The organism is Luteibacter sp., from assembly GCF_036500425.1.
In the GTDB taxonomy this organism is placed as follows: Bacteria; Pseudomonadota; Gammaproteobacteria; order Xanthomonadales; family Rhodanobacteraceae; genus Luteibacter.
This window is the reverse complement of the sequence record NZ_DASYCB010000020.1, coordinates 108208-131264: the sequence shown is the minus strand read 5'-3', so window position 1 is coordinate 131264 and position 23057 is coordinate 108208. Positions and strand designations below refer to the sequence as shown.

The following is a 23057-nucleotide window of genomic DNA, read 5'->3' as shown; positions in this document are numbered from 1 at the left end:
CTCGTCGACTGTTCCCTGAATTTCAGCTTCCGTTCCGCCTACGCATCGTGTCAGCTTTCGCCTCATCCTCTGTAGTCACAACCTGCTGCTGAGCGTCGAGCTTGGCGCCGAGGATGATCAGCGTGTAGTTGGTCGGATCGAAATCGCGAAGCAGGGCGATCTCGCGCCGCGCCTCTTCCAGGTCGCGGCGGTTGATCTGGCGTTCGATCGTCTGTGAGGCGAACGGCAAGGTTTCGCGCAGCGCATCGGTGGCGGTGGCGTTCTTGGCATCGAGCTGCAGGATGCTGAGGTAGTACTCGTAGGCGTTATTGCCTTGCGGTGCCACCAGCCGGCCCTCCTTGGTCGCATCGCGCGCCAGGCCGAGCAAGATGTCGATCTCGGGCGAGGCGCCCGCGGTGACCGCCGGCTCAGGGAGTTTGGCCGGGGCGTCGGCATCAGCCAGCTGGTGCTGCTGGCGAAGACCGAGCACAAGCGCCGCCACGAGCAGCACGGCCGTGACGGCAACGACGATGATCGCGCGGCGGGGAACCGCGGCGATACGGGAAGCGGAGTTCATGGGGGAGTTCCGTAACGCTGCCCACAACCAGACCGGCCCCCTGTCGGACGGCCCCTGTGGACGGGCCATCTTCCCCGCCGATTGTTGCAGGCTGGCGACAAGCGTGCGCCAGCTCACATGTCATGGCGGTGGTTTCACACAAGCCAGCAGCCCATGCGGCGGCTTGGAATGCCAGCACGACCAAGGAGCGCCGCCATGATCCTGTTGTTTGCCCTACTCATCGGCATCGTCGCGGGCCTGCGCGCGATGCTGGCCCCCGCCGCCGTGGCCTTCGCCGCCCGCTTTGGCGGCCTGGCCCTGGCTGGCACCCCGCTGGCCTTCATGGGTTACGCCTGGACCCCATGGATTTTCGGTATCGCCGCGCTCGCCGAGCTGGTGACCGATCAGTTGCCCTCCACCCCCAGCCGCAAGATCCCCGTGCAGTTCGGTACCCGTATCGTCACGGGCGCCCTCAGCGGCGCGTGCATCGGGGCCGCCCACGGCATGCTTGTCGGCGGTCTTGTCGCAGGTATCTTAGGTGCCGTGGTCGGCACCTACGGCGGCGCGGCCGCACGCGGAGCCATGGCGCGGTCGTTCACATCCGATCGCCCGGGTGCCTTGATCGAGGATGTCGTCGCCATCGTGCTCGCCTGGATCGCGGTGAGCATGGCGTAAGATCGCCTAATGCTCGATATCCACGCCGTCGCCGTCGTTTTCTCCGTCTATATCGTCGGCGTGGTGATCCCGGGCCCGAACTTCGTAGCGGTCGCGCACAAGGCGGCCTCGACCAACACGGGCGATGCACTGGCCCTGGTGGCCGGGATCGTGGTGGTAAACCTGTTCTGGGCGACCTGCTCGATCCTGGGGGTGGGCATCGTCTTTGCGACGTTCCCGTGGATCGCCCTGGCGGTGAAGATCGCCGGCGCCGCCTACCTGATCTGGTTCGGCGGGCGCCTGATCGCCAAGGCCGGCGCCGTTAGTGCGGCGCGGCTGGACGAAGGCGGACCAACGATCTGGCAATCGTTCCGCGCCGGCGTCGCCACCAATATCGCCAACCCGAAGTCCATGGCGTTCTTCGCCGCGGTGTTCGCCGCCGCGGCGCCAGCGCACGTCAACCCACCCACCTTCCTTGGCATGCTCGCCACCGTGGCCGTGGTCTCCTCGACCTGGTACGCCACGGTCGCCGTGCTGTTCGCCACGCCCCGGGTCGCCTCGCGCTACCGGCATTGGAAGAAAGGTATCGACCAGGTCTGCGGGTCGGTGATCGTCGCGCTGGGGATTCGTCAGTTGGTTCGTTAATACGTCGGCGCGCTTTCGAATCACCTATGCTTCTTCTTTCAAGCGCACCGCGCACCTCAGGGATATCAGCATGATTCTCGGTCTACGCACGGCCATTTATCCGGTCAGCGATTTGTCGACGGCGAAGCGGTGGTATGCGGATGTGCTCGCCGCGCAACCCTACTTTGACGAACCGTTCTACGTGGGCTTCAACGTCGGTGGTTTTGAGCTGGGTTTGATCCCGGACGGCACCCCGGGGACGTCGGGTTCGCAAGCGCTGTGGGGCGTCCGTGATATCGATGCGGTGTTCGCACGGCTTCTCGCCGCGGGCGCCAGCTCACTCGACCCTGTGACCGAAGTTGGCGGCGGCATCAAGGTGGCGGCCGTGACCGATCCGTTCGGCAATCGCTTCGGGATCATCGAGAACCCGCATTTTGATCCTGCCGCGGTGAAATAAGGTCAGGCGGCGGTCGCGTGTTCAAGCGCGGCCAGCCAGGTCATCGCGTGTTCGCGGTTCGGGCCACACATAGTGGCCTCGGGCTGGAGGCCGGCGCAGACCTTCGGCCGTTCCGGCTGGCCGAAGATCTTGCAGCGGTTATCGTCGCTTAGCTGAATGCAGCGAACGCCTGCCGGTTTGCCGTTCGGCATACCGGGGATGGGCGAGCTGATCGACGGAGCGATGCAGCACGCGCCACAGCCGGGGCGGCAGGCCAGGGCCATCAGTAGCGTTTGCGCAGCTCGCGGTACACCGGGTCGGTGTCCGGGCGCTGGCCGTGCCAGCGTTCGAAGGCGTCGGCGGCCTGCTCGACGAGCATGCCCAGGCCATCGCGGAACCAGTCGGGGCGCACGCCTGCGGCGACCGCCCAGCCCTTGAAGCCTGCCGCGGCGGCGCCGTAGCAGAGGTCGTAGGCCGTGGAATGATCCTGCACGATCGACATCGGCAGGTCGAAGGTGCCACCGGTGACACCGATGGAGGTGGCGTTGACGACCAGATCGAAGCACTCGCCCTCGAGGCCATCCCAGTAGCGGGTATGGCAGCGGGCCGGCTCGCCGATGGCGTCGGCGATCTCGTCGGCACGCTCCGGCGTACGGTTCACGATGGTCAGCGACTGGACCCCGGCATCCATCAGGGCCCAGGCCACGGCCTTGGCGGCGCCGCCGGCACCCAGCAGCAGTGCATCGTGGCCGCGCAGATCGAAGCGATGGCGCTCGGTAATGTCGCGGACGAAGCCACCGCCGTCGGTGTTGTGCGCGGCGATGCCACCCCCGGGCAGGCGGGTGAGGGTGTTGGCCACGCCGGTGCGCAGGGCGGCCTCACTGTGTTCGTTGGCCAGGGCGAATGCCGCGTGCTTATGCGGCAGGGTCACGTTGGCGCCTACGCCGCCCTCGGCAAAGAAGCGGCGCACAGCGGCCTCGAAATCGGCCGGCGCGGCGTCGATCGTCGTGTATTCCAGCCGGATGCCCAACTGCTTCGCAAACGCCGCGTGGATCTCAGGCGATACGGAATGCGCGATGGGGTGACCGAATACGGCGAAACGTTGCGCTTCAGCGCTCATGGAGTCTCCTGGCTCGACGCCGGGCCCCGTGCCCGGTGGGGTGATTCTATCAAGCCCTTGAGGTCATCCGCTTCGCAGACAGTCGCTATCCCTGAGACAGGGGCGGATCAGGATCGGTCCATGCCATCCCCCAAGGAGCCCGCCATGCACGACACGCTGACCCCACGCCGTACCGTTGCCCTGATTGCCCTGGCCTGGCTGGCCGGTGGGATGTTGCTGCTGTTGCTAACGCCGTTGTCGGGGCGCAGCGAGACGTTGGGGTGGACGCCTGTGTTCTGGCTGGTGATTGCGCCAGCGAGTGTTTTGATCACTTTGAGGCCGCGGCTTCCGTTGGAGTTGCTTGGGGCCGTGTTTCGGCGCTGAGTGGCCGATCGCGCGCAAGCGCCGCGAGCGTCGCCTTACGGCTGAATACCCAGCCGCTTCATCTCAAGCCGGCGGAGGAACTCCTGCATGATGCGCAGGTAGAGGTCTTCGCCGAGGTAGGCATCTTCGACGCCCGCGTCGATCGAGGGATTGTCGTTGACCTCGATCACCACCGGTCGATCGTTGACCTGCTTCAGATCCACACCGTACAAGCCATCGCCGATGTGCTGGGTCGCTTTCAGCGCCAGCTTCACCACATCGGAAGGCGCTTCGCGCACGGGCACGGTGCGGAAGCCACCGGATTTCGCTGTGCCCTTCGCGCCGTGGTTGTAGATCTGCCAGTGGCCACGCGACATGTAGTACTGGCACGCATACAGCGCTTCGTGATTGAGCACGCCGATGCGCCAGTCGAATTCCGTGTACAGGTATTCCTGGGCGATGAGCAGGGCGCTGTGTGAGAAGAGTTCCGTGGCGGCCTTCTCCAGGGCTTCGGGCGACTCAACTTTTACAACGCCGCGAGAAAACGAACCATCCGGAATCTTCAGCACGATCGGCAGGCCCAAGCGGTCAGGCAGGTCGCGCAGGCGGCGGATGTCGTCGCGGTAAAGGATTTCTGTCTTCGGCGTCGCGAGCTTGCGCGCCACCATCAGATCGTTAAGGAAGATTTTGTTCGTGCAGCGCAGGATCGAGGTGGGATCATCCATCACCACCATGCCCTCGCGTTCCGCGCGATGCGCGAAGCGGTAGGTGTGGTTGTCGCTCGCCGTCGTTTCGCGAATGAACAGGCCGTCGTATTCAGCCAGGCGCTGGTAATCGTTCTTGCCGATCGGATCGACCTCGATACCGAGGTGCTTGCCGGCTTCGATGAACTGCTTCAGCGCCTTCTTGTTCGATGGCGGCATAGCCTCATTCGGATCGACCAGCATCGCGATGTCATAGCGGTACTGCTTTCGTGCGCGCGGGCGTCGCCAGATCTTCCGCGAGAACTTCTCCAAAGCGGCGGCGAACGCGTCTTCCTGCGCGTCGTCCAGGGTATGCAGCCCCACCGGCTTCACCGCCGAGATCTGCCAGATGCGCTCGCGCTCGAATTCGATGCGCATGAGCGGGCAGGGGAAGTGGTCGAAGATCTGTCTCGCAAGATCTTGCAGGTCGGGGAAGGCGGTTTCGCCGAAATACATCAGCACGCCAAAGTCGGTGGTGTCGCGTCCCCCGGCGGGCAGGAAGTTCTCGAGCTTCTCGTTGAGGTCGTCGATCTGCAGGCCATAGAGCGAACGGCGGCGCAAATCGTTCACCGTGCGGACGGAAGGAATCACCTTGTGCCCGCGCGCCTCGGCCAGCAGCGAGACGTAGTACCCCGTACCCAGGTACTTGTAGCTACGGCACAGGTTGATGACGTGGGTGCGCTCGTCGTCGCTACCGACCGGCTCGCGGAGGTAATCCATGGCGCTGACGACATCGGCGGAGGGGTAATACGAGCCCCAGTCCGAGGCTTTTTCCACGACGATGACAAGCCGGCTCATGTGACCTCGATTCCACGGCGGATACCTTTGCATCGACCCCGCCCGGGGCCGGATGTTCGCCGGTGGCGCAGTGTGTTCCGCGACGTCGCGGCACACAAGGCAGGGTGCAGGGACTTTCGCGCGGGATTTAGGAAAAAGTCATTGATCCGTCGCCGCCACGGGTCTACAGTGCCGCGCTTGCCCCGCCCCCATCCCTCGCGCCGGAGTCTTTAAAGCGCATGCGTCCACCCCCGGTAACCGCCGCGGTACGCGTTCGTCGTGCCGAGGTCAGCGACCTCGATGACCTGGTCGCCCTCGAAGAAGCGACCTTCGACACGGACCGGCTGAGCCGCGCCCAGTACCGCAAGCATCTCGATAGCGAAACCGCGCAGGTGCTCGTCGCCAGCGCAAACCACCGCCGCTTCCTCGGCACCGCCGTTGTGTTCTATCGCAAGGGCACCTCCGTGGCCCGGCTGTATTCGATCGCCACGAAACCCCAGGCGCGTGGCAAGGGCGTCGGTTCGGCACTGATCGAGGCGGCCGAGGACGCCGCCCGCGCGCGCGGCTGCCGCGCGTTGCGCCTGGAAGTGCGGAAAGACAACGGCGTGGCGATTCGCTTGTATGAGCGCATGGGCTACCACCGCATTGGGGAATACGTGAAGTACTACGGTGATGGCGGGGATGCCCTGCGCCTGGAGAAGGCGCTTTGATGCCCCCGGGGCTATACTGGCCGCCGTTTCCGGGAAGACGCCCATGCGCCGACTGATCCTGCCCCTCGTCCTCGCCTGCGCCGCTGCTGCCAGCCTTGAAGGCTGTGGCCAGAAGGGCGACCTGTTCCTGCCGCCCCCGCCGGCACCCGGCACCACAACGAAGCCCGCCGCCGCACCGCAGGGCCACCAGGGCCAGTCGCTGCAAGAGGCCACGAGCCCCGCGGTGCAGCCGGCCCGGGCGTCCACGGTCGATTCACCGGCTCCGGTGAGCACCTCGATGTCGCCGTACAACCCGATCATCCACCAGTAACGCCAGCATGCCCTCCCGCTTCACCAAGATGCACGGGATCGGAAACGACTTCGTGATCGTCGATTGGCGCGAAGATGCGGGGCGCGTGCCGAATGCCGCCCGCATCACGTCGCTGGCCGATCGTCACACCGGCGTCGGTTTCGACCAGCTCATCAGCATCGAGCCGGCCCGGGACCCTTCCTGTGCGTTCTACTACGGCATCTGGAATGCGGACGGCACGCCGTCAGGCCAGTGCGGCAACGGTGTGCGCTGCGTCGCCGCGTGGTTGTACCGCGACGGCGTCATCGAACGCGACGTGCCGGTTCGCCTGGAAAGCCCGTCGGGCCCGGTCGTGGTACGCGTGCTCGATGAGGGCATGGTAACCGTCGACATGGGCGAGCCCGACTTCGATCCCGCCCATATCCCGCTCGATCATGTCGCGCATGCCACCTACACGCTGCGTGTCGGCAGCGAGGAAGTGAGCTTCGGCGCCGTCTCCATGGGCAACCCGCACGGCGTGGTGTTCGTCGACGACATCGCCGATCCCCGCGTCGACGCGCTGGGCCCCGTGCTTAGCCGCCACGCGATCTTCCCACAGGGCGCGAACATCGGTTTCGTGGAACGCGTGGCCGTGGATCGGCTGAAGTTGCGCGTGCACGAGCGCGGCAGTGGCTGGACCCAGGCCTGCGGCACCGGCGCTTGTGCCGCCGCCGCGGTATCCCAGGCCCTGGGCCTCGCCGCACCTGTCGTGGCGGTCGAGTTGCCCGGCGGCACGCTGCGCATTGAATGGCACGGCCCGGGCCACACGTTGTGGATGACCGGCCCGGCGGCCTTCGTGTTCGAAGGCGAAGTGTGACGCGGGCGCGCGAACACGGCACACTCGACGCATAAGCATTTCGAAGGACACCCGCGCCATGACCGACACCGCGATCGACGGCGACATCAAGCCAGCCACCGTAGCGTCGTACCTGCGCCGGCATCCCACGTTCCTCGCGGACTACCCTGAGCTGGCCAACGAGCTGACCCTGCCCAGCGCCAACGGCCCCGCGGCGTCGCTGGCTGTGCACCAGCTGCGCACGCTGCGCGAGAAGAACGCCGAACTGGAAACGCGCCTGCGCGACCTCGCAGCCATCGCCGGCGATAACGAAGGCCTGATGCGCCGGGTCCATGGCCTGATGCTGGCCTTGCTGGGCGCCGGCAGCATGGAAGAGACCGTACGCAGCGTCGTACGCCGCCTCACTGACGATTTCCAGTCCGAGCGGGTTCGCCTGGTGTTCTTCGGCGACCTGGCTGGCTTGCCGGATGAGCCCTGGCTATTGCGCGAACCGCGCGGCACGGCGGGCCTCCCTGAATTCACTTCGTTCCTGCAACACGCCGATCCCGTGGCGGGGCGCCTGGCTCCCGACAAGCTGCACCGACTGTTCGGTGATGCCGCACCCGACGTGCGCTCGGCCGCGCTGATGCGGATCGGCCCGGATGCCTTGCTGGCCATCGGCAGCGCCGATGCCGATCGCTTCCACCCGGGCATGGGCACGCTGTTCCTCGACATGATCTCCACCACCGTCGGCTCGGCGATCGAACGGGCCCGGAAGGCCGCGTGAACCCGCGTGAGGCCGTCGAGGCCTTCCTGCGCCACTTCGCCGCCGAGCGGGCGCCTTCCGCGCACACGCTGGCCGCCTACCGGCGCGACCTTGAGAAACTGCTCGCGTTCATGGAGGCCGAGCGCCTTGGCTCATTCGACGAGCTGAGCCCGGAGCGCCTGCGCACGATGATCGCCCGCGCGCACCGCGGCAGCGGCAAGGGCAAGGACGACGGCCTCCAGCCGGCCAGCCTTCAGCGGCTGCTTTCCGCCTGTCGCACCCTGTTCCGCTACCTGAGCCGCGAGGGCCAGCTTGCCCACGACCCGGCGGCGGCCGTGCGTGGGCCGAAGGTCCGCCGCAAGTTGCCCATGGTGCTTGACGCCGATGAGGCGAAGGAGCTGGTGGAAACCAACCTGGGCGGCACCCTGGCGCCCCGCGACAGCGCCATGATGGAACTGTTTTATTCCAGCGGCCTGCGCCTCTCCGAGCTTTGCGGCCTGCACTGGGGCGACCTTGACCTGGACGAGGGCATGGTCCGGGTACTCGGCAAGGGCAACAAAACCCGCATCCTTCCGGTGGGTCGGTTCGCCGTAGCGGCCTTGCATGGCCTCGCCGCGCTAGGCGGCGCCACGCCGGAGCAGGCCGTATTCAAGGGCCGGGATGGCGGAACGATCAGCCCGCGCACCATCCAGGCCCGGCTGGCCAAGTTATCCAGCGGCCACGCCAAGCGGGTCCACCCGCACATGCTTCGTCACACTTTCGCGAGCCACATGCTGGAGTCCTCGGGCGACCTTCGCTCAGTGCAAGAGCTGCTGGGCCATGCGGATATCGCCACAACCCAGATCTACACGCACCTGGACTTCCAGCATCTGGCCAAGGTGTATGACGCCGCCCACCCGCGGGCGAAGCGCAAGGCCACGAAGCCCTGAGGCATCCGCCCCGGCGTCGCCGGGCTTGGTCACTGGCCCAGGCGGCCCCATGTTTGCGGTCTCCCCCAAGGAATCCCCCATGGAATCGATGCACGCAACGACCATCGTCTGCGTCCGCCGCGGCGACAAGGTCGTCATCGGCAGCGACGGCCAGGTCACGCTCGGCAATACGGTGATGAAGGCCAACGCCCGCAAGGTGCGCCGCCTGGGCCGTGGCGACGTCCTCGCCGGGTTCGCCGGCGCGACGGCCGACGCCTTCACCCTCTTCGAGCTGTTCGAGGAGAAGCTGGTCAAGCACGGTTACAACCTCACCCGCGCTGCCGTGGAAATGGCCAAGGAATGGCGCACCGACCGCAGGCTCGGCCGTCTGGAAGCCATGCTAGCCGTGGCTGACAAGGACGCTTCGCTGATTATTTCCGGCAATGGCGACGTGCTTGATCCCGAGCACGGCCTCATCGCCATCGGTTCCGGCGGCCCCTATGCGCAGTCCGCTGCGCTGGCCCTGCTGGAAAATACCGAGATGGATGCACGCACAATCGCCGAAAAAGCGCTCAAGATCGCCGGTGATATCTGCATCTATACCAACCACAACGTTTCGATCGAAGAGCTCTGAGCCCGATGTCCGAACTGACTCCCCGCGAAATCGTCAACGAACTCGACCGGTTCATTGTCGGCCAACAGGATGCCAAGCGCGCCGTGGCCATCGCCCTGCGCAACCGGTGGCGCCGCATGCAGCTCGACCTGGGCATGCGCGACGAGGTCACCCCGAAAAACATCCTGATGATCGGCCCCACTGGCGTCGGCAAGACCGAGATCGCCCGCCGCCTGGCCACCCTGGCCAATGCGCCGTTCGTGAAGGTGGAAGCCACCAAGTTCACCGAGGTCGGCTATGTCGGCAAGGACGTGGAATCGATCGTCCGCGACCTGGCCGATGTCTCGTACAAGCTGGTCCGTGAGCAGGCCAAGACCCGGGTCAAGAGCCAGGCCGAAGATGCCGCAGAGGATCGCCTGCTCGACGCCCTGCTGCCACGGCGCCAGCAGGCCACGGGCTGGGACGATACCGGTACCAGCGCACCGGCCATCGACAGCGAGACCCGCCAGAAGATGCGCAAGCAGTTGCGCGAAGGTGCGCTGGACGATCGCGAGATCGAGCTCGATTTCGCCACGAACGTGGGCGTCGAGATCATGACCCCACCGGGCATGGAGGAGATGAGCCAGCAGCTGGGCAAGATGTTCCAGAACCTCGGCGGCCAGAAGTCGCAGAAGCGCAAGATGACCATCCGCCAGGCGCGGCCGCTCCTCGTCGAGGAAGAGGCTGGCAAGCTGATGAATGACGATGAGCTGCGCGCCCGCGCTGTCGATAGCGCCGAGCAGAACGGTATCGTCTTCATCGACGAGATCGACAAGGTGGCCCAGCGCTCCGAGTGGGGCGGCGCCGGCGTGAGCCGCGAAGGCGTGCAGCGCGACCTGCTCCCGCTGGTGGAAGGTTCGACCGTCTCGACCAAGTACGGCCCGATCAAGACCGACCACGTCCTGTTCATCGCTTCCGGTGCGTTTTCGCTGGCCAAGCCGTCCGACCTGATCCCGGAACTGCAGGGTCGCCTGCCGATCCGGGTCGAACTGAACGCCCTGTCGGTGGACGATTTCAAGCGGATCCTGCGCGAGCCGAACAACGCGCTGACCAAGCAATATGTTGCGCTGCTCAATACCGAGGGCGTCACCCTGGACTTCACGGACACCGGCATCGATCGCCTGGCCGACGTGGCCTTCCAGGTGAACGAGCGGACCGAGAACATCGGTGCCCGCCGCCTGCACACGGTGATGGAGCGCCTGCTGGAGCGAATCTCATTCGAGGCTGCTGACAAATCCGGCGAAAAGTATGTGATCGACGCCGAATATGTCGATAAAAACCTCTCATCGCTTGTGCAGGACGAAGATCTCAGCCGCTACATCCTCTGAACTTACATCCTCTGAACACCGGAGGGCCTCCCCTCCGGTAAACTACTGACGACTATGGGCAAGGTTATCCAACTCAAAACGAACGGCCAGCGGGCGTCCTTGCGTGAAGCGCAGGACAGCGGCCAGCTCGTTCGCATCTGGCGCGGCGAACTCGAACACGGCAGCTTCTGTGGCTACGTGGGCGGGGTCGGTCGCGAATACTTCCTTTTGTGGGTCATCGGCGACGGTGTCAGCTACGACGGCATGTACATCATGCGGCACCGCGACATCTCCGAATTCGAGGCCCCGGACAAGCACGCGATCTTCCTGGAGAAGGCGCTCGCGCTGAAGGGCATCACGCCCACGCCGCCGGCCGACTTCCCCTTGGACGAAATCACCCAGGTGGTGAAAGCCGCCGCCGCGCACGCGCCGGTGATTGGCGTGCACGTGGATAGCGAGGATGAGGCCGAGGTCTGCTACATCGGCCGCCTCATCAACGTCGAAGACGATGGCTTCAACATGCAGGAGATCACCCCGGATGCGGAATGGCTGCGCGAGCCGTCGTTTTTCAGCTGGGATGAAGTCTCCACGGTAAGCATGGAAGACGCTTACGCGACCTCCCTCCTGGCCGTGGCCGGCGATCCGCCGCCGCTGGAACAGGGCACCGGCGGCGGCGTCGGCCACGCAACCTGACGTAGGAGCGCGCTTGCGCGCGATGGGTCTGCCGTAACTCCCATCGCGCGCAAGCGCGCTCCTACAGGTCCCCCGCACCAAGGCTCCAATGAACCGCCCGCGCCCCCTCGATATCACCCTGCACCAGGCCTCGCGCGTCCTCGAGGTCAGTTTCGATAACGGTGAGCAGTTCCGCCTGCCCTACGAATACCTGCGGGTGAACTCACCCAGCGCCGAGGTGCAAGGCCACGGCAAGGGTCAGAAAGTTCTGGTATCGGGCAAGCGCAACGTGGGCATCGAGGCGATCGAACCCACCGGCCACTACGGCATCCTCATCCGCTTCGACGATGGCCACGCCAGTGGCATCTTCGGCTGGGACACCTTGCACGACCTTGGCCGCGCCTACGACAGCGCCTGGCCTGCCTACCTCACCGAGCTCGAGGCCAAGGGCCTTTCCCGCTGATGAAAGCATGCGCATGAAAGCATCGTGCGCAGCCAGGGCGTATATTTGCGCGCCATCCCCATTCCGGTCACCCCAACGGAGCTTCGTGGCATGACGCGAATTGTTGTCGTCGGCAGCATCAATATGGATCTCGTCACCCTGGCCCCGCGCTTCGCCGGCCCAGGCGAGACCATCACCGGTGATCGCTTCCTCACCATTCCCGGCGGCAAAGGTGCGAACCAGGCCGTCGCCGCCGCACGGCTCGGCGCGCAGGTGGCCATGGTCGGCAACGTCGGTGACGACGCCTTCGGCCAGTCGTTGTATGAAGGCCTGAAAGCTGAAGGCATCGATGTCAGCCACGTCACGCGTGTTAAAGGCATCGGCAGCGGTACCGCCAGCATCACGGTCGCGGGTGGCGAAAACGCGATCGTCGTGATCCCTGCAGCCAATGGCCGTGTCACGCCAGCGCAGGTGGAAGCGGCGCGCGAGGTGATCCGCAGCGCGGACGCCGTATTGGTGCAACTCGAAATTCCCCTCGATGCCGTGGATGCCACGCTGCGTATCGCGCACGAAGAGGGCGTGCCGGTCATCCTGAATCCCGCACCCGCACAGAAGCTGCCGCTCGCATGGCTGGAGCGCGTTCGCTTCATCACGCCGAACCAGCATGAGCTTGCGATGGTGCTCGGCGCATCGGCGGATACCGATTTCCGTGAACTCATGCGCCAGTCGCCCTGCCCGGTCGTGCTGACCCGCGGCGAGGATGGTGCATGGTTCCGTGACAAGGACGACGAGCCGCGCCACCAGGCCGGCTTCAAGGTCGACGCGGTGGATAGCACCGGCGCCGGAGACACGTTCAATGCCGCCCTCGCGGTGTATCTCGCCGAAGGGCTCGACGTGGCCGTGCGCAAAGCGTGCGCGACCGCGGCGATCGCCGTCTCGCGGCTAGGCGCCCAGGGCGGTATGCCGCGCGCTGATGAGGTCACGGCATTCCTGGAGAGCCATCCATGAAACGTAGCGGCCTGCTTCATGCAGAGCTGAATCGTATCGTCGCCGCCATGGGCCACACCGATACCCTGGTGATCGGCGATGTCGGCCTGCCGGTACCGCATGGCGTGCCCTGCATCGACCTGGCCGTGCTGCCCGGCACGCCCGCGTTTGCCACCGTGTTCGATGCGGTGTTCGCTGAACTCGCTGTTGAGCATGCGACCGTCGCCAGCGAGATTCACGCGCATAACCCTGCCATGGTCGCGTTGAAAGCGCGGCTTGAATCGGGCGGTGTGCCGGTCGACGAACTTCACCACGACGATTTCAAGGCAGCCACGCGTCGCGCGGTCGCCGTCGTTCGAACCGGCGAGACCTCGCCCTACGCGAACATCATCCTGCACGCCGGCGTGACCTTCTGATGGCCGCGCCACTGGTCAGGATGCACAACATCCACAAGGCCTTCGGTCCGGTGAAGGTGCTCGAAGGCGTGGATTTCGAGCTGCTCGCCGGTGAAGTGCACGCGCTCATGGGCGAGAACGGCGCCGGCAAGTCCACGTTGATGAAGATCCTGACGGGCATCTACGCGCCCGATGAAGGCTCCATTGAAGTCGACGGCCAGGCCGCTTCGATTAACTCGCCCGCCGACGCCGAGAAGTACGGCATCGCGATCATCCACCAGGAACTGAACCTCATCCCGGCGCTTAGCATCGCGGATAACCTGTTCCTCGGCCGCGAAGTCCATCGCTTCGGCTTGCTCAACCGCAAGGCCATGGAAACCCGCGCGAAGGAGTGGCTCGATCGCGTCGGTATGACCCGGCTCGACCCCACCACGCGCGTCGAGCGACTTTCCGTGGGCCAGCAGCAGATGGTGGAAATCGCCCGCGCGCTCGGTCAGAAAGCCCGCGTGCTGATCATGGACGAGCCGACGGCGGCGCTCACCGAAAGCGAAACGACGACGCTGTTCAAGCTCATCCGCGAACTGCGCGAGCAGGGCACCGGCATCGTCTACGTCTCCCACCGTATGGAAGAGATCTTCGCGCTGTGCGATCGCATCTCGATCCTGCGCGATGGCCAGTTCGTCGGTACGCGCGACGTACCAGGCCTCGCCTTCGACGAAGTGGTGAAGATGATGGTGGGTCGCACGCTCGATGCGCGCTATCCCGTCCGTACGCCACATATCGGCGATGTTCGCCTGAAGGTGGAACACCTCGGCGGCGGCATGGTGAAGGACATCAGCTTCGATCTACACGCGGGCGAAGTGCTCGGCGTGGCCGGCCTGCTGGGCGCGGGCCGCACCGAGATGGCGCGCCTGCTGTTTGGCCTGGACAAGCTCGAGACCGGCAAGGTCACCCTGGATGGCAAGGCGGTGACGCCGAAGACGCCCACCGAGGCGATCCACGCCGGTTTCGGTTTCGTCACGGAAGATCGCAAGGCCCAGGGACTCGTGCTCGACATGAGCCTGCGCGAAAACGTGAGCTTGCCGCGCGTCCCCGCGCATGCCGGCCTGGTCGATCGCGGCACCGAGAAGAAGCAGACCGCAAGCCTTATCGACGCGCTGAAGATCCGTACGCGGGACATGGAGCTGGATGTGCGTGCGCTATCGGGCGGCAATCAGCAGAAGGTCGTCCTGGCCAAGTGGCTGGCCCTCAAGCCGCGCGTGCTTATCCTCGACGAACCGACTCGCGGCGTGGACGTGGGCGGCAAAGCCGAGATTTATCACATCATCAATCAACTCGCGGAGCAGGGCGTGGCCATCCTCATGATCTCGTCGGAATTGCCGGAGGTGCTCGCCATGAGTGACCGTATCCTGGTGATGCATGAGGGCAACGCGACCGCCCTGCTGGATGCCCACGGCGCCACCCAGGAGACCGTGATGACCGCCGCGACCGGAGGCAAGTGACATGACCCTGCAAATGAACTGGAGCCGGGCAAGCACGTTGCTCCAGCGCCTCGGATCGGTGATCGGCCTTGTGCTGCTCTTCATCGTGCTTTCGGTGATGAGCCCGGACTTCCTCACCACGGGCAACCTGCTCACCGTGTTGCGCCAGGTCTCGATCAACGCGCTGATCGCCTTCGGTATGACCTTCGTGATCCTCGCCGGTGGCATCGATCTTTCCGTCGGTGCGATTCTCGCTTTCACCGGTGCGATTACCGCGGGGCTCATGGCCGCGGGGCATGGCATCGTGCTGAGCGCCGGCGCGGGCCTGGGCCTGGGCCTCATCCTTGGCATGGTCAATGGTGCGTTGGTCTCGTGGGGCAAGGTGGCGCCGTTCATCGCCACGCTGGGTACGCTCACGCTGTTGCGCGGCCTCACGCTTTCGTACACGCAGGGCAGCCCTATCCCGGTGAGCAACCCGGGCTTCGCGCTGATCGGTGGCGGCTATATCGCCAACCTGATCCCGCTGCCGGTGATCTGGATGTTCATCGCCTTCGTCGTCTGCGGATTCCTGCTGCGCGGCACGGTGTTCGGCCGCCACCTCGTCGCCATCGGCGGTAACGAGGAAGCGGCCCGCCTTTCGGGCGTGCGTATCGCGCCGATGAAAGTCGCGATCTACGGCCTCTCCGGCTTGCTCTCCGCCTTTGCGGGCATCGTGCTCACTTCGCGCCTGTACTCGGCGCAGGCGACGGCCGGCCAGGGCTACGAGCTGGATGCGATCGCCGCCGTCGTGCTCGGGGGCACCAGCCTGGCGGGCGGTCGCGGCTGGCTCTTCGGCACGCTGATCGGTGCGCTGCTTATCGGATTCCTGAACAACGGCCTCAACCTGCTGGGCGTAAGCTCGTTCTACCAGCAGGTGGTTAAAGGCATCGTCATCCTGATCGCCGTCCTGCTCGACAGGCGGCAGTGAACACCACGAGGGAACACACCATGCGCAAACTTACTTTCCTCGCCGCGGCAGCGGCTACCCTCCTTGCCGCGTGCTCGCAGCAAGGTCCGGGCGAATCTGCACCTTCAGCAGCGTCCACCGCAGGCGGCGCCGCGGCGGGCGGCAAAGCGGTGATCGGCCTCGCGCTGTCCACCCAGAACAACCCGTTCTTCGTTGAGCTGAAGGATGGCGCGCAGAAGGCGGCCGACGCGGCTGGCGTGCAGCTGGTCGTGGTCGACGCGCAGGATGATCCGGCGCGGCAGATCTCCAGCGTCGAAGACCTGATCCAGAAGCGTGTTTCGGTGATCTTGTTGAACCCGACGGATTCCTCAGCGCTCGCCGGTGCAGTGCAGTCCGCGCAGCGTGCGAATATCCCGGTGATCACGCTCGATCGCGGCGTCGATGGCGCCGAAGTCGCTTCGCATATCGCCTCCGACAATATTGCCGGCGGCAAGATGGCCGCGGATTACCTCGCCAAGCAGCTCGGTGGCAAAGGCAACATCATCGAACTGCAGGGTGTGGCCGGTACCTCCGCGGCACGCGAGCGCGGCAAGGGCTTTGACGACGAGATCGCCACCACCGGCATGAAGGTCGTCGCGCAGCAGCCAGCGAACTTCGACCGCGCGCAGGGCCTGTCGGTCTCCGAGAACCTGCTGCAGGGTAACAGCGACGTCCAGGCCATCTTCGCGCAGAACGACGAGATGGCCCTCGGCGCGGTGCAGGCCCTGGCCGGCAAGAGCAAGAAGGTGCTGGTCGTCGGCTTCGACGGCACGCCGGACGGCAAGAAGGCCGTGCAGGATGGCAACATGGCCGCCACGGTCGCCCAGCAGCCGGAAGAGATCGGCCGCCTCGGCATCGAGACCGCGAAGAAGCTGATCGACAAGCAGCCGGTGGATAAGTCCATCGCCGTGCCGCTCAAGCTCCTGACCAAGGAATAAGCCTCGCGAAGGGTGATACAAAAACGGGCCTCACGGCCCGTTTTTTTTGGCCGCTACGCGGCGATCGCGCGCAAGCGCGCTCCTACAGGGTTGCTACGACCTTGTAGGAGCGCGCTTGCGCGCGATCAATCTTGCGGTACGGGCGCTATGACATCGCGCTGCCCGTTGATCCCCATCGACGAAACGATCCCTGCGCTCTCCATCGCTTCCACCAGGCGCGCGGCGCGGTTATATCCAATCCGGAACTGCCGCTGCACGAACGAAATGGAAGCACGGCGCGTGCGCAGCACGAAGGCCGCCGCTTCATCGTAGAGCGGATCAAGTTCCGCATCGACGCCGTCCTCGCCGCCTTCGGCTTCGGCTGCTTCGCTTGGCGGACCCTGCAGGATTTCATCCTTGTAATCGGGCTCGCCGAACTGCTTCAGCCACGCGACAATGCGGTGTACTTCCTCATCACCCACAAACGCACCGTGGATACGCTGTGGATAACCGGTGCCGGGCGGCAGGAACAACATGTCGCCCGCACCGAGCAAACTCTCGGCGCCCATCTGGTCAAGAATGGTGCGTGAGTCGATCTTCGACGACACCTGGAATGCCACACGCGTCGGGATATTCGCCTTGATCAAACCGGTGATCACGTCGACCGATGGACGCTGCGTCGCAAGGATCAAATGAATACCTGCAGCACGTGCCTTCTGCGCGAGGCGCGCAATCAATTCTTCGATCTTCTTGCCGGCTACCATCATCAGGTCGGCCAGCTCGTCGATGACCACAACGATCATCGGCATCGTGTCGAGGTGCTCCGGCACCTCCGGATGCTTGGGAAACGGGTTGAATAACGGCTTACCTGCGGCGCGTGCTTCGCGCACCTTCTGGTTATAACCGGCAAGGTTACGCACGCGCAGGTCGGACATGACCTTGTAGCGGTTTTCCATTTCCGCGACGCACCAGTTCAGCGCGTTCGCCGCCAGTTTCATGTCGGTGACCACCGGTGCCAGCAAGTGCGGGATGCCTTCGTAGACCGAAAGCTCAAGCATCTTCGGGTCAATCATGATCATGCGCACGTCTTCCGGCGTGGCTTTATAGAGCATGGACAGGATCATGGCGTTCACCGCCACCGATTTACCTGAGCCGGTCGTACCCGCGACAAGCATGTGCGGCGCTTTCGCCAGGTCGGCGACCACCGGCTCACCGGTGATGCCTTTGCCCATAGCCATCGTCAGCAGCGAGTCGCTTTCGCGGTATTCGCTTGAATCCAGGATCTCCGACAAGGCGATCATCTGGCGCTGCTCATTTGGCAGCTCGAGTCCCATGCACATCTTGCCGGGGATGGTTTCAACGACGCGGATCGACGTGCGACCCAGGCCACGCGCCAAGTCCTTCATCAACGCGACGATCTGATTACCGCGCACGCCGGTCGCAGGTTCGATTTCGTATCGCGTAATCACCGGGCCTGCCGAAGCGCCGACCACTTGAACGGGCACCTTGAACTCAGCGAGGCGCTGCTCGATCAATTCACCGGTTTCGGCGAGCTCATCGTCGCTGACACCGAGCGCATTCTGAGACGCGGCAGCGAGCAAGGTAAGCGGTGGCAAGCTGATCGCGCCATGGTTCACCGTACGCAATGGACGCGGCGCCGGGATATGGGTGATCGGAACCTGCTCGGTTGGCGACGAGTCATTCGCCGCAATGGCGAACCGCGATACCGGCTTGACGGGCGAAGGCGCTACGACCGGCAATGCGGGCTCAGGCGTGACGATCACCGGTTTCGCTTCCATCGGCGCTACCGCAGGCGTATCGACCACCTCCACGGCTACCGCCGCAACCTCACCCGCGATCGTCTGCCCGGGGTCAACCTGCGACTGCATCGCCCGCGGCGCCAGCCAAGGCTCGCGAATCACGGTATCCGGCTTGGTCCTGTGACGCGGGATAACCGGTGTCGTCACCGACGGCCGCACCGGATCCGGCGGCAGCGGCTCAGGGGGCGACATGCTCACGCGGGCCGCCGGCGGGGCCGTATGCTTGTTTGTGGTCTTCACCGCAGGTTTGGATGCGCTACGACGCGCAGGCGCACGATCCGCCCGACGAACTGCGGCCGATGGCTTGCGCCCGGTCGCGCGCGAGGCGCTACGCCGGAACAGACGGCTCATGCCCTCGATAGCGAGGGCCCCCATCGGTTCAAGGATCCCGTTGAGCCCACCGATCGCCTGCGACCAGGGCACACCGACATACCAGGGCAGGGCGATGAGGATCAGCACGATCGCTACAGCCGCCGCGATCGGCGTAGCGGGACCTGCCATGCTTCCAAGCCACCGGCACACGACACCGCCCACGGCGGGATCGTCCGTGAAGTGGGTGATGACCAGGCCTTCCAGCAGGCTGCTCGCAAGCAGCACCAGGACAAACCCAGCCCAGAATCGAATGGCGCCTGGCCCGACCGTCGGCGAACGCCGCCGCCGGACGAGGGCAGCGACGACACGCCAGAGCAGGGGAAGCAGCCAGAGAGTGGAGAGCCCGAAGGCGCTGAACACGAACGAGAGCATGCCTGACCGCAAGTAACGTAACGAATGCCGCAGTTTAGCGTGCATTCGTACGTTGCGTGAGTGAAAGGTCGGCTAAGCCCCTGTCACCGTTACTTCCCGGCCGTGCTTACGCGCGGTAGCGCGGGGCGACATCTTTGCGCGAGAGGTTCGGACCCATGGCGATGCGGGCGTTGTTGTACGCCTCGTACTGGGATTCGTCGTGCAGCGGCGGGATGGTCACCACTTCACCACGGTCGTAACCGAGGAGGGCGGCGTCGACCAGGTCGGCGGTTTCCATGACCATGCCGGGAAGCAGCGCTTCCGGATCCTTGCCCGAGTTTTCCCAGATCTCGGTCTTGGTCGCGCCCGGTAGCACGGCCTGTGCGCGGACGTGCGTGCCCTGCAGCTTCGACGCAAGGCCCAGCGTGAGGTTGAGCAGGTGGGCCTTGGTACCACTGTAGATGCCATCCATCATTTCTGGGGCGAACGCCAGCACGGATGCGATGTTGATGATGCCGCCGTTGTTGCGGGCGACGAAGTGCTGCGCCGCCACGGCGCTCAGCACGCTCGGAGCCACTGTATTGATGGCCAGGATCTTTTCGATCTTTTCGGCGCTGTTCTCCAGGATGCTGCCCTCGAGCGAGATACCGGCATTGTTGATCAGCAAGGTGATCGACGTGTCGCTGGCAAGGCGTGCCTCGACCTTGGCGAGGTCTGAGCGCAGTGTGAGGTCCGCCTGGAGCACGTCGACCTTGCGACCGGTGCGCTCCGTGAGCTTGCGCGCCAGGGCTTCCAGGCGATCGAGGCGACGGGCGACCAGGATCAGGTCGTGGCCACGGTCGGCCAGGCGCTCGGCGTAGATCTCGCCGATGCCCGACGAAGCGCCCGTAACGAGGGCGGTGCCTTTGGATTCAGTGCTCATGACGTCTCTCCGGATGGGTAAGTTGCATAGTGCAAGTAACTAGGTTGCCATACGATAGTGACGCTACTATCATTTTGCAATGGACATCGAAAAACTTTCTTCCGGCACCTGCCCGATCTCCCGCGCCCTGGCCCTGGTCGGGGATGCCTGGAGTGCGCTGATCCTGCGGGACGCGAGCCTGGGCAAGACCCAGTTCGACCAGTTCCGGACAAGCCTCGGCATCGCCCCGAACATTCTTTCGCGGCGTCTCAAGGCTTTAACGGAGGCGGGCGTGCTGGAAACCCGGCGCTACAGCGAGCGGCCGCCGCGGGACGAATACATCCTGACCCCGGCGGGCGTGGACTTCTTGCCCATCCTCGCCGCCATGGGCGAATGGGGCCGGCGCCATAACGGCGCTGGCAAGCTTAGTCAGATGACGAATCCGCAGACCGGGAAGCGGGTGGAGCCCGTCGTCATCGACCGCGTGACTGGCGAGCCACTACACGCGGAGAACATGCGCCTGGATCTGCCGGGCTAACGCGAGACGGCGACTGTCCAGCGGCCACGGCCGTCATCGCGGAATTCAAACTCCACCGGCAGAAATTTTTCGATCAGCGCCGCATTACTGCGTGCGTGGTCTGACGGCGTAAGCGTAGTGAAGCTCCCGCCTCCGGCGAGCGCCATCGGCAACAGGAGTTGATCGGCCAGATAGGTATCTGCCACCACTCCGGCATCCAGCCATGCTCGCGCCTGGGCACAGGCCCGTTCGGCCACAGCCTCCGCCGTGACGCGCTTCTCGCCAAAACCCGTGAACACAGCCGTGCCGTGCTCCGCCCTGAAGCGGATTGACAACGCATTGCCCGGGCCGACAGCGCCATGTACAGCGTGCAACGAGGCCTCGCCTTCAACGAGCCCCAACCGGGCTTTCGCGACAATCAGCTCACGCTCGCCGATCTTCGACGGAATGGCGGAAACAATCGCCCGGGCATGCTTCTCGACGATCTCACCACGGGTAGACAAATCAAGCGCCGCTGGCCGTGAACTCGTGTGCAGGTCCAGGCGAATACATCCACCACCCGCCGGGTAGAAGCCATGGCTATCCAAGGCAAACGAGGCCTCCAGGCCCATCTTCGCCATCACCGGCAGGAACGCATCGGCAATAAAGTCCGCCGAAGGAGCCTGAGGATTGTGCGTACCGCCTTCGATCGCGAGCGACGCCGCTACGCCATGCATCCATAACGCGGGCAGGACGGTCTGCAACACGAGCGTGGTCGATCCGGCCGTGCCGATCGTCCAGCGGTGGTCACCGCCCCTGATTCCGCCTGGCGTGAACCGCAACGCCATCGAACCGGGAAGCGCACCCTCGACCGTGGCGCCGCCGATGTCGCGCGCGGCTTCCACCGCGGTGAGATGCTGCCGAAGCAAGCCCGGCCGCTCGCGCTTCCCGCGGATGCCATCCATGGCAAAGGGCTCACCCGTACACAGGCTGAGGGCCAGCGCGGTGCGCAGCAACTGGCCTCCCCCTGCATGTCCATCAATCTCGATCATGTCCCTGGTTCCTTACGTTCCTTAGCCCTTTACACACACGACCTGACGCAGCGTGTGGACGACTTCGACAAGGTCTTGCTGGGCCTTCATCACCGCATCGATGGGCTTATAAGCCGCTGGTGATTCGTCGATCACATCCGCGTCCTTACGGCATTCGACGTGCGCCGTGGCCTTGCGATGCTCTTCCAGCGTAATCTGCTTCTTGGCTTGGGTACGGCTCATGACACGACCCGCACCGTGACTGCAGCTGTTGAAGCTCTCTTCGTTACCGAGCCCACGCACGATGAAACTGCGCGTTCCCATGCTGCCCGGGATGATGCCGAGTTCGCCCTTCTTCGCACTTACGGCGCCCTTACGGGTCACGAATACATCCTTGCCAAGGTGGCGTTCGCGGCTTACGTAATTGTGGTGGCAGTTCACCGCCTCCGCCCAGGCCTCGAACGGCTTTCCGATCACCTTGCGGGCAGCGTCCACGACGTGTTGCATCATGATCGCGCGGTTCGTGCGGGCATAACGCTGAGCCCAATCCACCGCGAAAACATAATCGCCGAAGTGTTCGCTGCCTTCCGGCAGATACGCAAGGTCCTGGTCTGGCAGGTTGATCATCCAGCGGCGCATGTCCTGCTTGGCGAGCTCAATGAAGTGCGTGCCAATGGCGTTACCTACACCGCGAGATCCCGAGTGCAGCATGAACCAGACGCGGTCGTCTTCGTCCAGGCAAACCTCCACGAAGTGGTTACCCGTGCCCAGCGTTCCCAGGTGATGCAGGTTATTGGTCCGGCCGAGCTTGGGATACTTATCGGTGATGAGCTTGAAGTCCATAGCCAGCTCACCCCACCCGGCGACCGTGGCTTCGGGCGGGGTTTCCCATGAACCCTTGTCGCGACGTCCCAGGTTGCGACCATGCGGCACGGCGGACTCGATCGCATGACGCAGGCCACGCAGGTCGTCCGGCAGATCTGACGCGCTAAGCGTCGTACGTGTGGCGATCATCCCGCAGCCGATATCGACGCCCACGGCCGCCGGCACGATCGCACCGACAGTCGGGACGACCGAACCGACCGTGGCGCCCTTGCCTAGATGCACGTCGGGCATGACGGCCAGCCAGCCGTGAACGAACGGGAGCTTGGCGATATTGATCAGCTGCTGCCTGGCTTCGTCCTCCAGCGGCACGCCGCGCGTCCAGGTTTTAATCGGGACAGCGCCCGGCTCGTTGATAACTTCGTATGCAGTGGTACTCATGGTGTTCGTCCTGATAACACGGATGGAAAGGCCCGGGCTTCTTCACCCACCCTCCCGGCGGGCCCATTCCCGCCGGGAGTAGAACAGTTGGAACGGGGTAGGTGTGGCCCTTGTTCTTGACTGGTTAGAGCAGGAGGCGTGCCAACCAAGCATGATCAGCCGTAATACACTGTTTTATATAAATATTATTCTTTTTTGTCGCGAGCCACGACGAATAGCAATGAACCAAAGTACGATACGTGCATATCGTCTTTGAGATACATGGAT

General features: G+C 64.6%; 27 protein-coding genes. 19 read left to right on the top strand and 8 right to left on the bottom strand.

Annotated elements, in window-relative coordinates; translation table 11 throughout:
* Positions 1-22: 22 nt before the first annotated feature.
* Positions 23-556, bottom strand: coding sequence for an energy transducer TonB (locus VGN46_RS04845; protein ID WP_331641212.1), 534 nt, complete (start codon positions 554-556; stop codon positions 23-25).
* A gap of 195 nt (positions 557-751) precedes the next feature.
* Here VGN46_RS04845 and VGN46_RS04840 point away from each other — a divergent pair, with 195 nt between their 5' ends.
* From VGN46_RS04840 to VGN46_RS04830, 3 genes are all read left to right on the top strand, one after another.
* Positions 752-1210, top strand: coding sequence for a DUF4126 family protein (locus tag VGN46_RS04840; protein ID WP_331641210.1), 459 nt, complete (start codon positions 752-754; stop codon positions 1208-1210).
* A gap of 9 nt (positions 1211-1219) precedes the next feature.
* A complete protein-coding gene (locus VGN46_RS04835; RefSeq protein WP_331641208.1) occupies positions 1220-1834 on the top strand; it encodes a LysE family translocator in 615 nt (204 codons plus the stop codon).
* Positions 1835-1904: 70 nt separating this feature from the next.
* Positions 1905-2270 carry a VOC family protein gene (locus VGN46_RS04830; RefSeq protein ID WP_331641206.1) on the top strand — a complete coding sequence of 122 codons (366 nt, stop codon included), beginning with the start codon at positions 1905-1907 and terminating at the stop codon, positions 2268-2270.
* A gap of 2 nt (positions 2271-2272) precedes the next feature.
* Here the strand turns inward: VGN46_RS04830 and VGN46_RS04825 are convergent, their stop codons facing one another.
* On the bottom strand, positions 2273-2533 hold the full coding sequence (locus tag VGN46_RS04825; RefSeq protein WP_331641204.1) for a YkgJ family cysteine cluster protein: 261 nt from the start codon (positions 2531-2533) through the stop codon (positions 2273-2275).
* Positions 2533-3369 (bottom strand): shikimate dehydrogenase, encoded by an 837-nt coding sequence (gene aroE / locus VGN46_RS04820; RefSeq protein WP_331641202.1) that lies wholly within the window; start codon positions 3367-3369, stop codon positions 2533-2535. Before aroE ends, VGN46_RS04825 begins: the two co-directional genes overlap by 1 nt.
* Before the next feature lie 120 nt (positions 3370-3489).
* On the opposite strand from aroE, the gene VGN46_RS04815 reads away from it, so the two are divergent.
* Positions 3490-3732, top strand: coding sequence for a hypothetical protein (locus tag VGN46_RS04815; protein WP_331641200.1), 243 nt, complete (start codon positions 3490-3492; stop codon positions 3730-3732).
* Positions 3733-3767: 35 nt separating this feature from the next.
* Here the strand turns inward: VGN46_RS04815 and VGN46_RS04810 are convergent, their stop codons facing one another.
* Positions 3768-5252, bottom strand: a complete 1485-nt coding sequence (locus tag VGN46_RS04810) for a RimK family protein (protein WP_331641198.1) — start codon at positions 5250-5252, stop codon at positions 3768-3770.
* Between the two features lie 218 nt (positions 5253-5470).
* On the opposite strand from VGN46_RS04810, the gene VGN46_RS04805 reads away from it, so the two are divergent.
* The 14 genes from VGN46_RS04805 to rbsB all read left to right on the top strand — a co-directional run bounded on the left by VGN46_RS04805 (position 5471) and on the right by rbsB (position 16577).
* Positions 5471-5941 (top strand): N-acetyltransferase, encoded by a 471-nt coding sequence (locus tag VGN46_RS04805; RefSeq protein ID WP_331641196.1) that lies wholly within the window; start codon positions 5471-5473, stop codon positions 5939-5941.
* Positions 5942-5984: 43 nt separating this feature from the next.
* Complete coding sequence (lptM, locus tag VGN46_RS04800; RefSeq protein WP_331641194.1) at positions 5985-6251, top strand: LPS translocon maturation chaperone LptM; 267 nt, start codon at positions 5985-5987, stop codon at positions 6249-6251.
* Positions 6252-6258: 7 nt separating this feature from the next.
* A complete protein-coding gene (dapF, locus tag VGN46_RS04795; RefSeq protein ID WP_331641192.1) occupies positions 6259-7086 on the top strand; it encodes a diaminopimelate epimerase in 828 nt (275 codons plus the stop codon).
* A gap of 58 nt (positions 7087-7144) precedes the next feature.
* Positions 7145-7831 carry a DUF484 family protein gene (locus VGN46_RS04790; RefSeq protein ID WP_331641190.1) on the top strand — a complete coding sequence of 229 codons (687 nt, stop codon included), beginning with the start codon at positions 7145-7147 and terminating at the stop codon, positions 7829-7831.
* Complete coding sequence (locus VGN46_RS04785) at positions 7828-8739, top strand: tyrosine recombinase XerC (protein ID WP_331641188.1); 912 nt, start codon at positions 7828-7830, stop codon at positions 8737-8739. The genes VGN46_RS04790 and VGN46_RS04785 overlap by 4 nt, the downstream gene beginning before the upstream one ends.
* A gap of 79 nt (positions 8740-8818) precedes the next feature.
* Entirely contained in the window at positions 8819-9352 is a 534-nt protein-coding gene (hslV, locus tag VGN46_RS04780; protein ID WP_414675220.1) for an ATP-dependent protease subunit HslV, read from the top strand.
* 5 nt (positions 9353-9357) lie between these two features.
* Complete coding sequence (gene hslU, locus VGN46_RS04775; RefSeq protein ID WP_331641184.1) at positions 9358-10698, top strand: ATP-dependent protease ATPase subunit HslU; 1341 nt, start codon at positions 9358-9360, stop codon at positions 10696-10698.
* A 54-nt stretch (positions 10699-10752) separates the two neighbouring features.
* The gene (locus VGN46_RS04770) at positions 10753-11370 is read left to right on the top strand and encodes a hypothetical protein (protein WP_331641182.1); all 618 of its coding nucleotides are present in this window, start codon (positions 10753-10755) and stop codon (positions 11368-11370) included.
* 88 nt (positions 11371-11458) lie between these two features.
* Positions 11459-11812, top strand: a complete 354-nt coding sequence (locus tag VGN46_RS04765; protein ID WP_331641180.1) for a DUF971 domain-containing protein — start codon at positions 11459-11461, stop codon at positions 11810-11812.
* 90 nt (positions 11813-11902) lie between these two features.
* Complete coding sequence (gene rbsK / locus VGN46_RS04760; protein ID WP_331641178.1) at positions 11903-12799, top strand: ribokinase; 897 nt, start codon at positions 11903-11905, stop codon at positions 12797-12799.
* On the top strand, positions 12796-13194 hold the full coding sequence (gene rbsD / locus VGN46_RS04755) for a D-ribose pyranase (RefSeq protein ID WP_331641176.1): 399 nt from the start codon (positions 12796-12798) through the stop codon (positions 13192-13194). Before rbsK ends, rbsD begins: the two co-directional genes overlap by 4 nt.
* The gene (locus VGN46_RS04750; RefSeq protein WP_331641174.1) at positions 13194-14675 is read left to right on the top strand and encodes a sugar ABC transporter ATP-binding protein; all 1482 of its coding nucleotides are present in this window, start codon (positions 13194-13196) and stop codon (positions 14673-14675) included. Before rbsD ends, VGN46_RS04750 begins: the two co-directional genes overlap by 1 nt.
* Position 14676: 1 nt before the next feature.
* A complete protein-coding gene (locus VGN46_RS04745) occupies positions 14677-15621 on the top strand; it encodes an ABC transporter permease (RefSeq protein WP_331641172.1) in 945 nt (314 codons plus the stop codon).
* Between the two features lie 20 nt (positions 15622-15641).
* Positions 15642-16577 carry a ribose ABC transporter substrate-binding protein RbsB gene (gene rbsB, locus VGN46_RS04740; protein WP_331641170.1) on the top strand — a complete coding sequence of 312 codons (936 nt, stop codon included), beginning with the start codon at positions 15642-15644 and terminating at the stop codon, positions 16575-16577.
* 125 nt (positions 16578-16702) lie between these two features.
* On the opposite strand, the gene VGN46_RS04735 is transcribed toward rbsB, so the two are convergent.
* Both VGN46_RS04735 and VGN46_RS04730 read right to left on the bottom strand, forming a co-directional pair.
* The gene (locus VGN46_RS04735) at positions 16703-19165 is read right to left on the bottom strand and encodes a DNA translocase FtsK (protein ID WP_331641168.1); all 2463 of its coding nucleotides are present in this window, start codon (positions 19163-19165) and stop codon (positions 16703-16705) included.
* A 61-nt stretch (positions 19166-19226) separates the two neighbouring features.
* Positions 19227-20021, bottom strand: coding sequence for an SDR family oxidoreductase (locus tag VGN46_RS04730; protein ID WP_331641165.1), 795 nt, complete (start codon positions 20019-20021; stop codon positions 19227-19229).
* A gap of 79 nt (positions 20022-20100) precedes the next feature.
* On the opposite strand from VGN46_RS04730, the gene VGN46_RS04725 reads away from it, so the two are divergent.
* Positions 20101-20538 (top strand): helix-turn-helix domain-containing protein, encoded by a 438-nt coding sequence (locus VGN46_RS04725; protein WP_331641162.1) that lies wholly within the window; start codon positions 20101-20103, stop codon positions 20536-20538.
* On the opposite strand, the gene rtcA is transcribed toward VGN46_RS04725, so the two are convergent.
* Both rtcA and VGN46_RS04715 read right to left on the bottom strand, forming a co-directional pair.
* Positions 20535-21548, bottom strand: a complete 1014-nt coding sequence (gene rtcA / locus VGN46_RS04720) for an RNA 3'-terminal phosphate cyclase (RefSeq protein ID WP_331641160.1) — start codon at positions 21546-21548, stop codon at positions 20535-20537. The two genes, VGN46_RS04725 and rtcA, sit on opposite strands and share 4 nt — an antisense overlap.
* 21 nt (positions 21549-21569) lie before the next feature.
* Positions 21570-22790, bottom strand: a complete 1221-nt coding sequence (locus VGN46_RS04715; RefSeq protein WP_331641159.1) for an RtcB family protein — start codon at positions 22788-22790, stop codon at positions 21570-21572.
* Between the last annotated feature and the right edge of the window lie 267 nt (positions 22791-23057).

Bases quoted from the DNA above. Each gene is read 5' to 3' on its own strand.
- VGN46_RS04815 (WP_331641200.1), top strand. From the start codon at position 3,490: ATGCCATCCCCCAAGGAGCCCGCCATGCACGACACGCTGACCCCACGC.
- VGN46_RS04810 (WP_331641198.1), bottom strand. From the start codon at position 5,252: ATGAGCCGGCTTGTCATCGTCGTGGAAAAAGCCTCGGACTGGGGCTCG.
- VGN46_RS04735 (WP_331641168.1), bottom strand. From the start codon at position 19,165: ATGCACGCTAAACTGCGGCATTCGTTACGTTACTTGCGGTCAGGCATG.
- dapF (WP_331641192.1), top strand. From the start codon at position 6,259: ATGCCCTCCCGCTTCACCAAGATGCACGGGATCGGAAACGACTTCGTG.
- VGN46_RS04840 (WP_331641210.1), top strand. From the start codon at position 752: ATGATCCTGTTGTTTGCCCTACTCATCGGCATCGTCGCGGGCCTGCGC.
- rbsK (WP_331641178.1), top strand. From the start codon at position 11,903: ATGACGCGAATTGTTGTCGTCGGCAGCATCAATATGGATCTCGTCACC.
- hslU (WP_331641184.1), top strand. From the start codon at position 9,358: ATGTCCGAACTGACTCCCCGCGAAATCGTCAACGAACTCGACCGGTTC.
- VGN46_RS04715 (WP_331641159.1), bottom strand. From the start codon at position 22,790: ATGAGTACCACTGCATACGAAGTTATCAACGAGCCGGGCGCTGTCCCG.
- rbsB (WP_331641170.1), top strand. From the start codon at position 15,642: ATGCGCAAACTTACTTTCCTCGCCGCGGCAGCGGCTACCCTCCTTGCC.
- aroE (WP_331641202.1), bottom strand. From the start codon at position 3,369: ATGAGCGCTGAAGCGCAACGTTTCGCCGTATTCGGTCACCCCATCGCG.
- VGN46_RS04830 (WP_331641206.1), top strand. From the start codon at position 1,905: ATGATTCTCGGTCTACGCACGGCCATTTATCCGGTCAGCGATTTGTCG.
- VGN46_RS04725 (WP_331641162.1), top strand. From the start codon at position 20,101: ATGGACATCGAAAAACTTTCTTCCGGCACCTGCCCGATCTCCCGCGCC.
- VGN46_RS04805 (WP_331641196.1), top strand. From the start codon at position 5,471: ATGCGTCCACCCCCGGTAACCGCCGCGGTACGCGTTCGTCGTGCCGAG.
- VGN46_RS04835 (WP_331641208.1), top strand. From the start codon at position 1,220: ATGCTCGATATCCACGCCGTCGCCGTCGTTTTCTCCGTCTATATCGTC.
- VGN46_RS04750 (WP_331641174.1), top strand. From the start codon at position 13,194: ATGGCCGCGCCACTGGTCAGGATGCACAACATCCACAAGGCCTTCGGT.
- rbsD (WP_331641176.1), top strand. From the start codon at position 12,796: ATGAAACGTAGCGGCCTGCTTCATGCAGAGCTGAATCGTATCGTCGCC.
- rtcA (WP_331641160.1), bottom strand. From the start codon at position 21,548: ATGATCGAGATTGATGGACATGCAGGGGGAGGCCAGTTGCTGCGCACC.
- VGN46_RS04770 (WP_331641182.1), top strand. From the start codon at position 10,753: ATGGGCAAGGTTATCCAACTCAAAACGAACGGCCAGCGGGCGTCCTTG.
- VGN46_RS04730 (WP_331641165.1), bottom strand. From the start codon at position 20,021: ATGAGCACTGAATCCAAAGGCACCGCCCTCGTTACGGGCGCTTCGTCG.
- VGN46_RS04765 (WP_331641180.1), top strand. From the start codon at position 11,459: ATGAACCGCCCGCGCCCCCTCGATATCACCCTGCACCAGGCCTCGCGC.
- lptM (WP_331641194.1), top strand. From the start codon at position 5,985: ATGCGCCGACTGATCCTGCCCCTCGTCCTCGCCTGCGCCGCTGCTGCC.
- VGN46_RS04845 (WP_331641212.1), bottom strand. From the start codon at position 556: ATGAACTCCGCTTCCCGTATCGCCGCGGTTCCCCGCCGCGCGATCATC.
- VGN46_RS04825 (WP_331641204.1), bottom strand. From the start codon at position 2,533: ATGGCCCTGGCCTGCCGCCCCGGCTGTGGCGCGTGCTGCATCGCTCCG.
- hslV (WP_414675220.1), top strand. From the start codon at position 8,819: ATGGAATCGATGCACGCAACGACCATCGTCTGCGTCCGCCGCGGCGAC.
- VGN46_RS04745 (WP_331641172.1), top strand. From the start codon at position 14,677: ATGACCCTGCAAATGAACTGGAGCCGGGCAAGCACGTTGCTCCAGCGC.
- VGN46_RS04790 (WP_331641190.1), top strand. From the start codon at position 7,145: ATGACCGACACCGCGATCGACGGCGACATCAAGCCAGCCACCGTAGCG.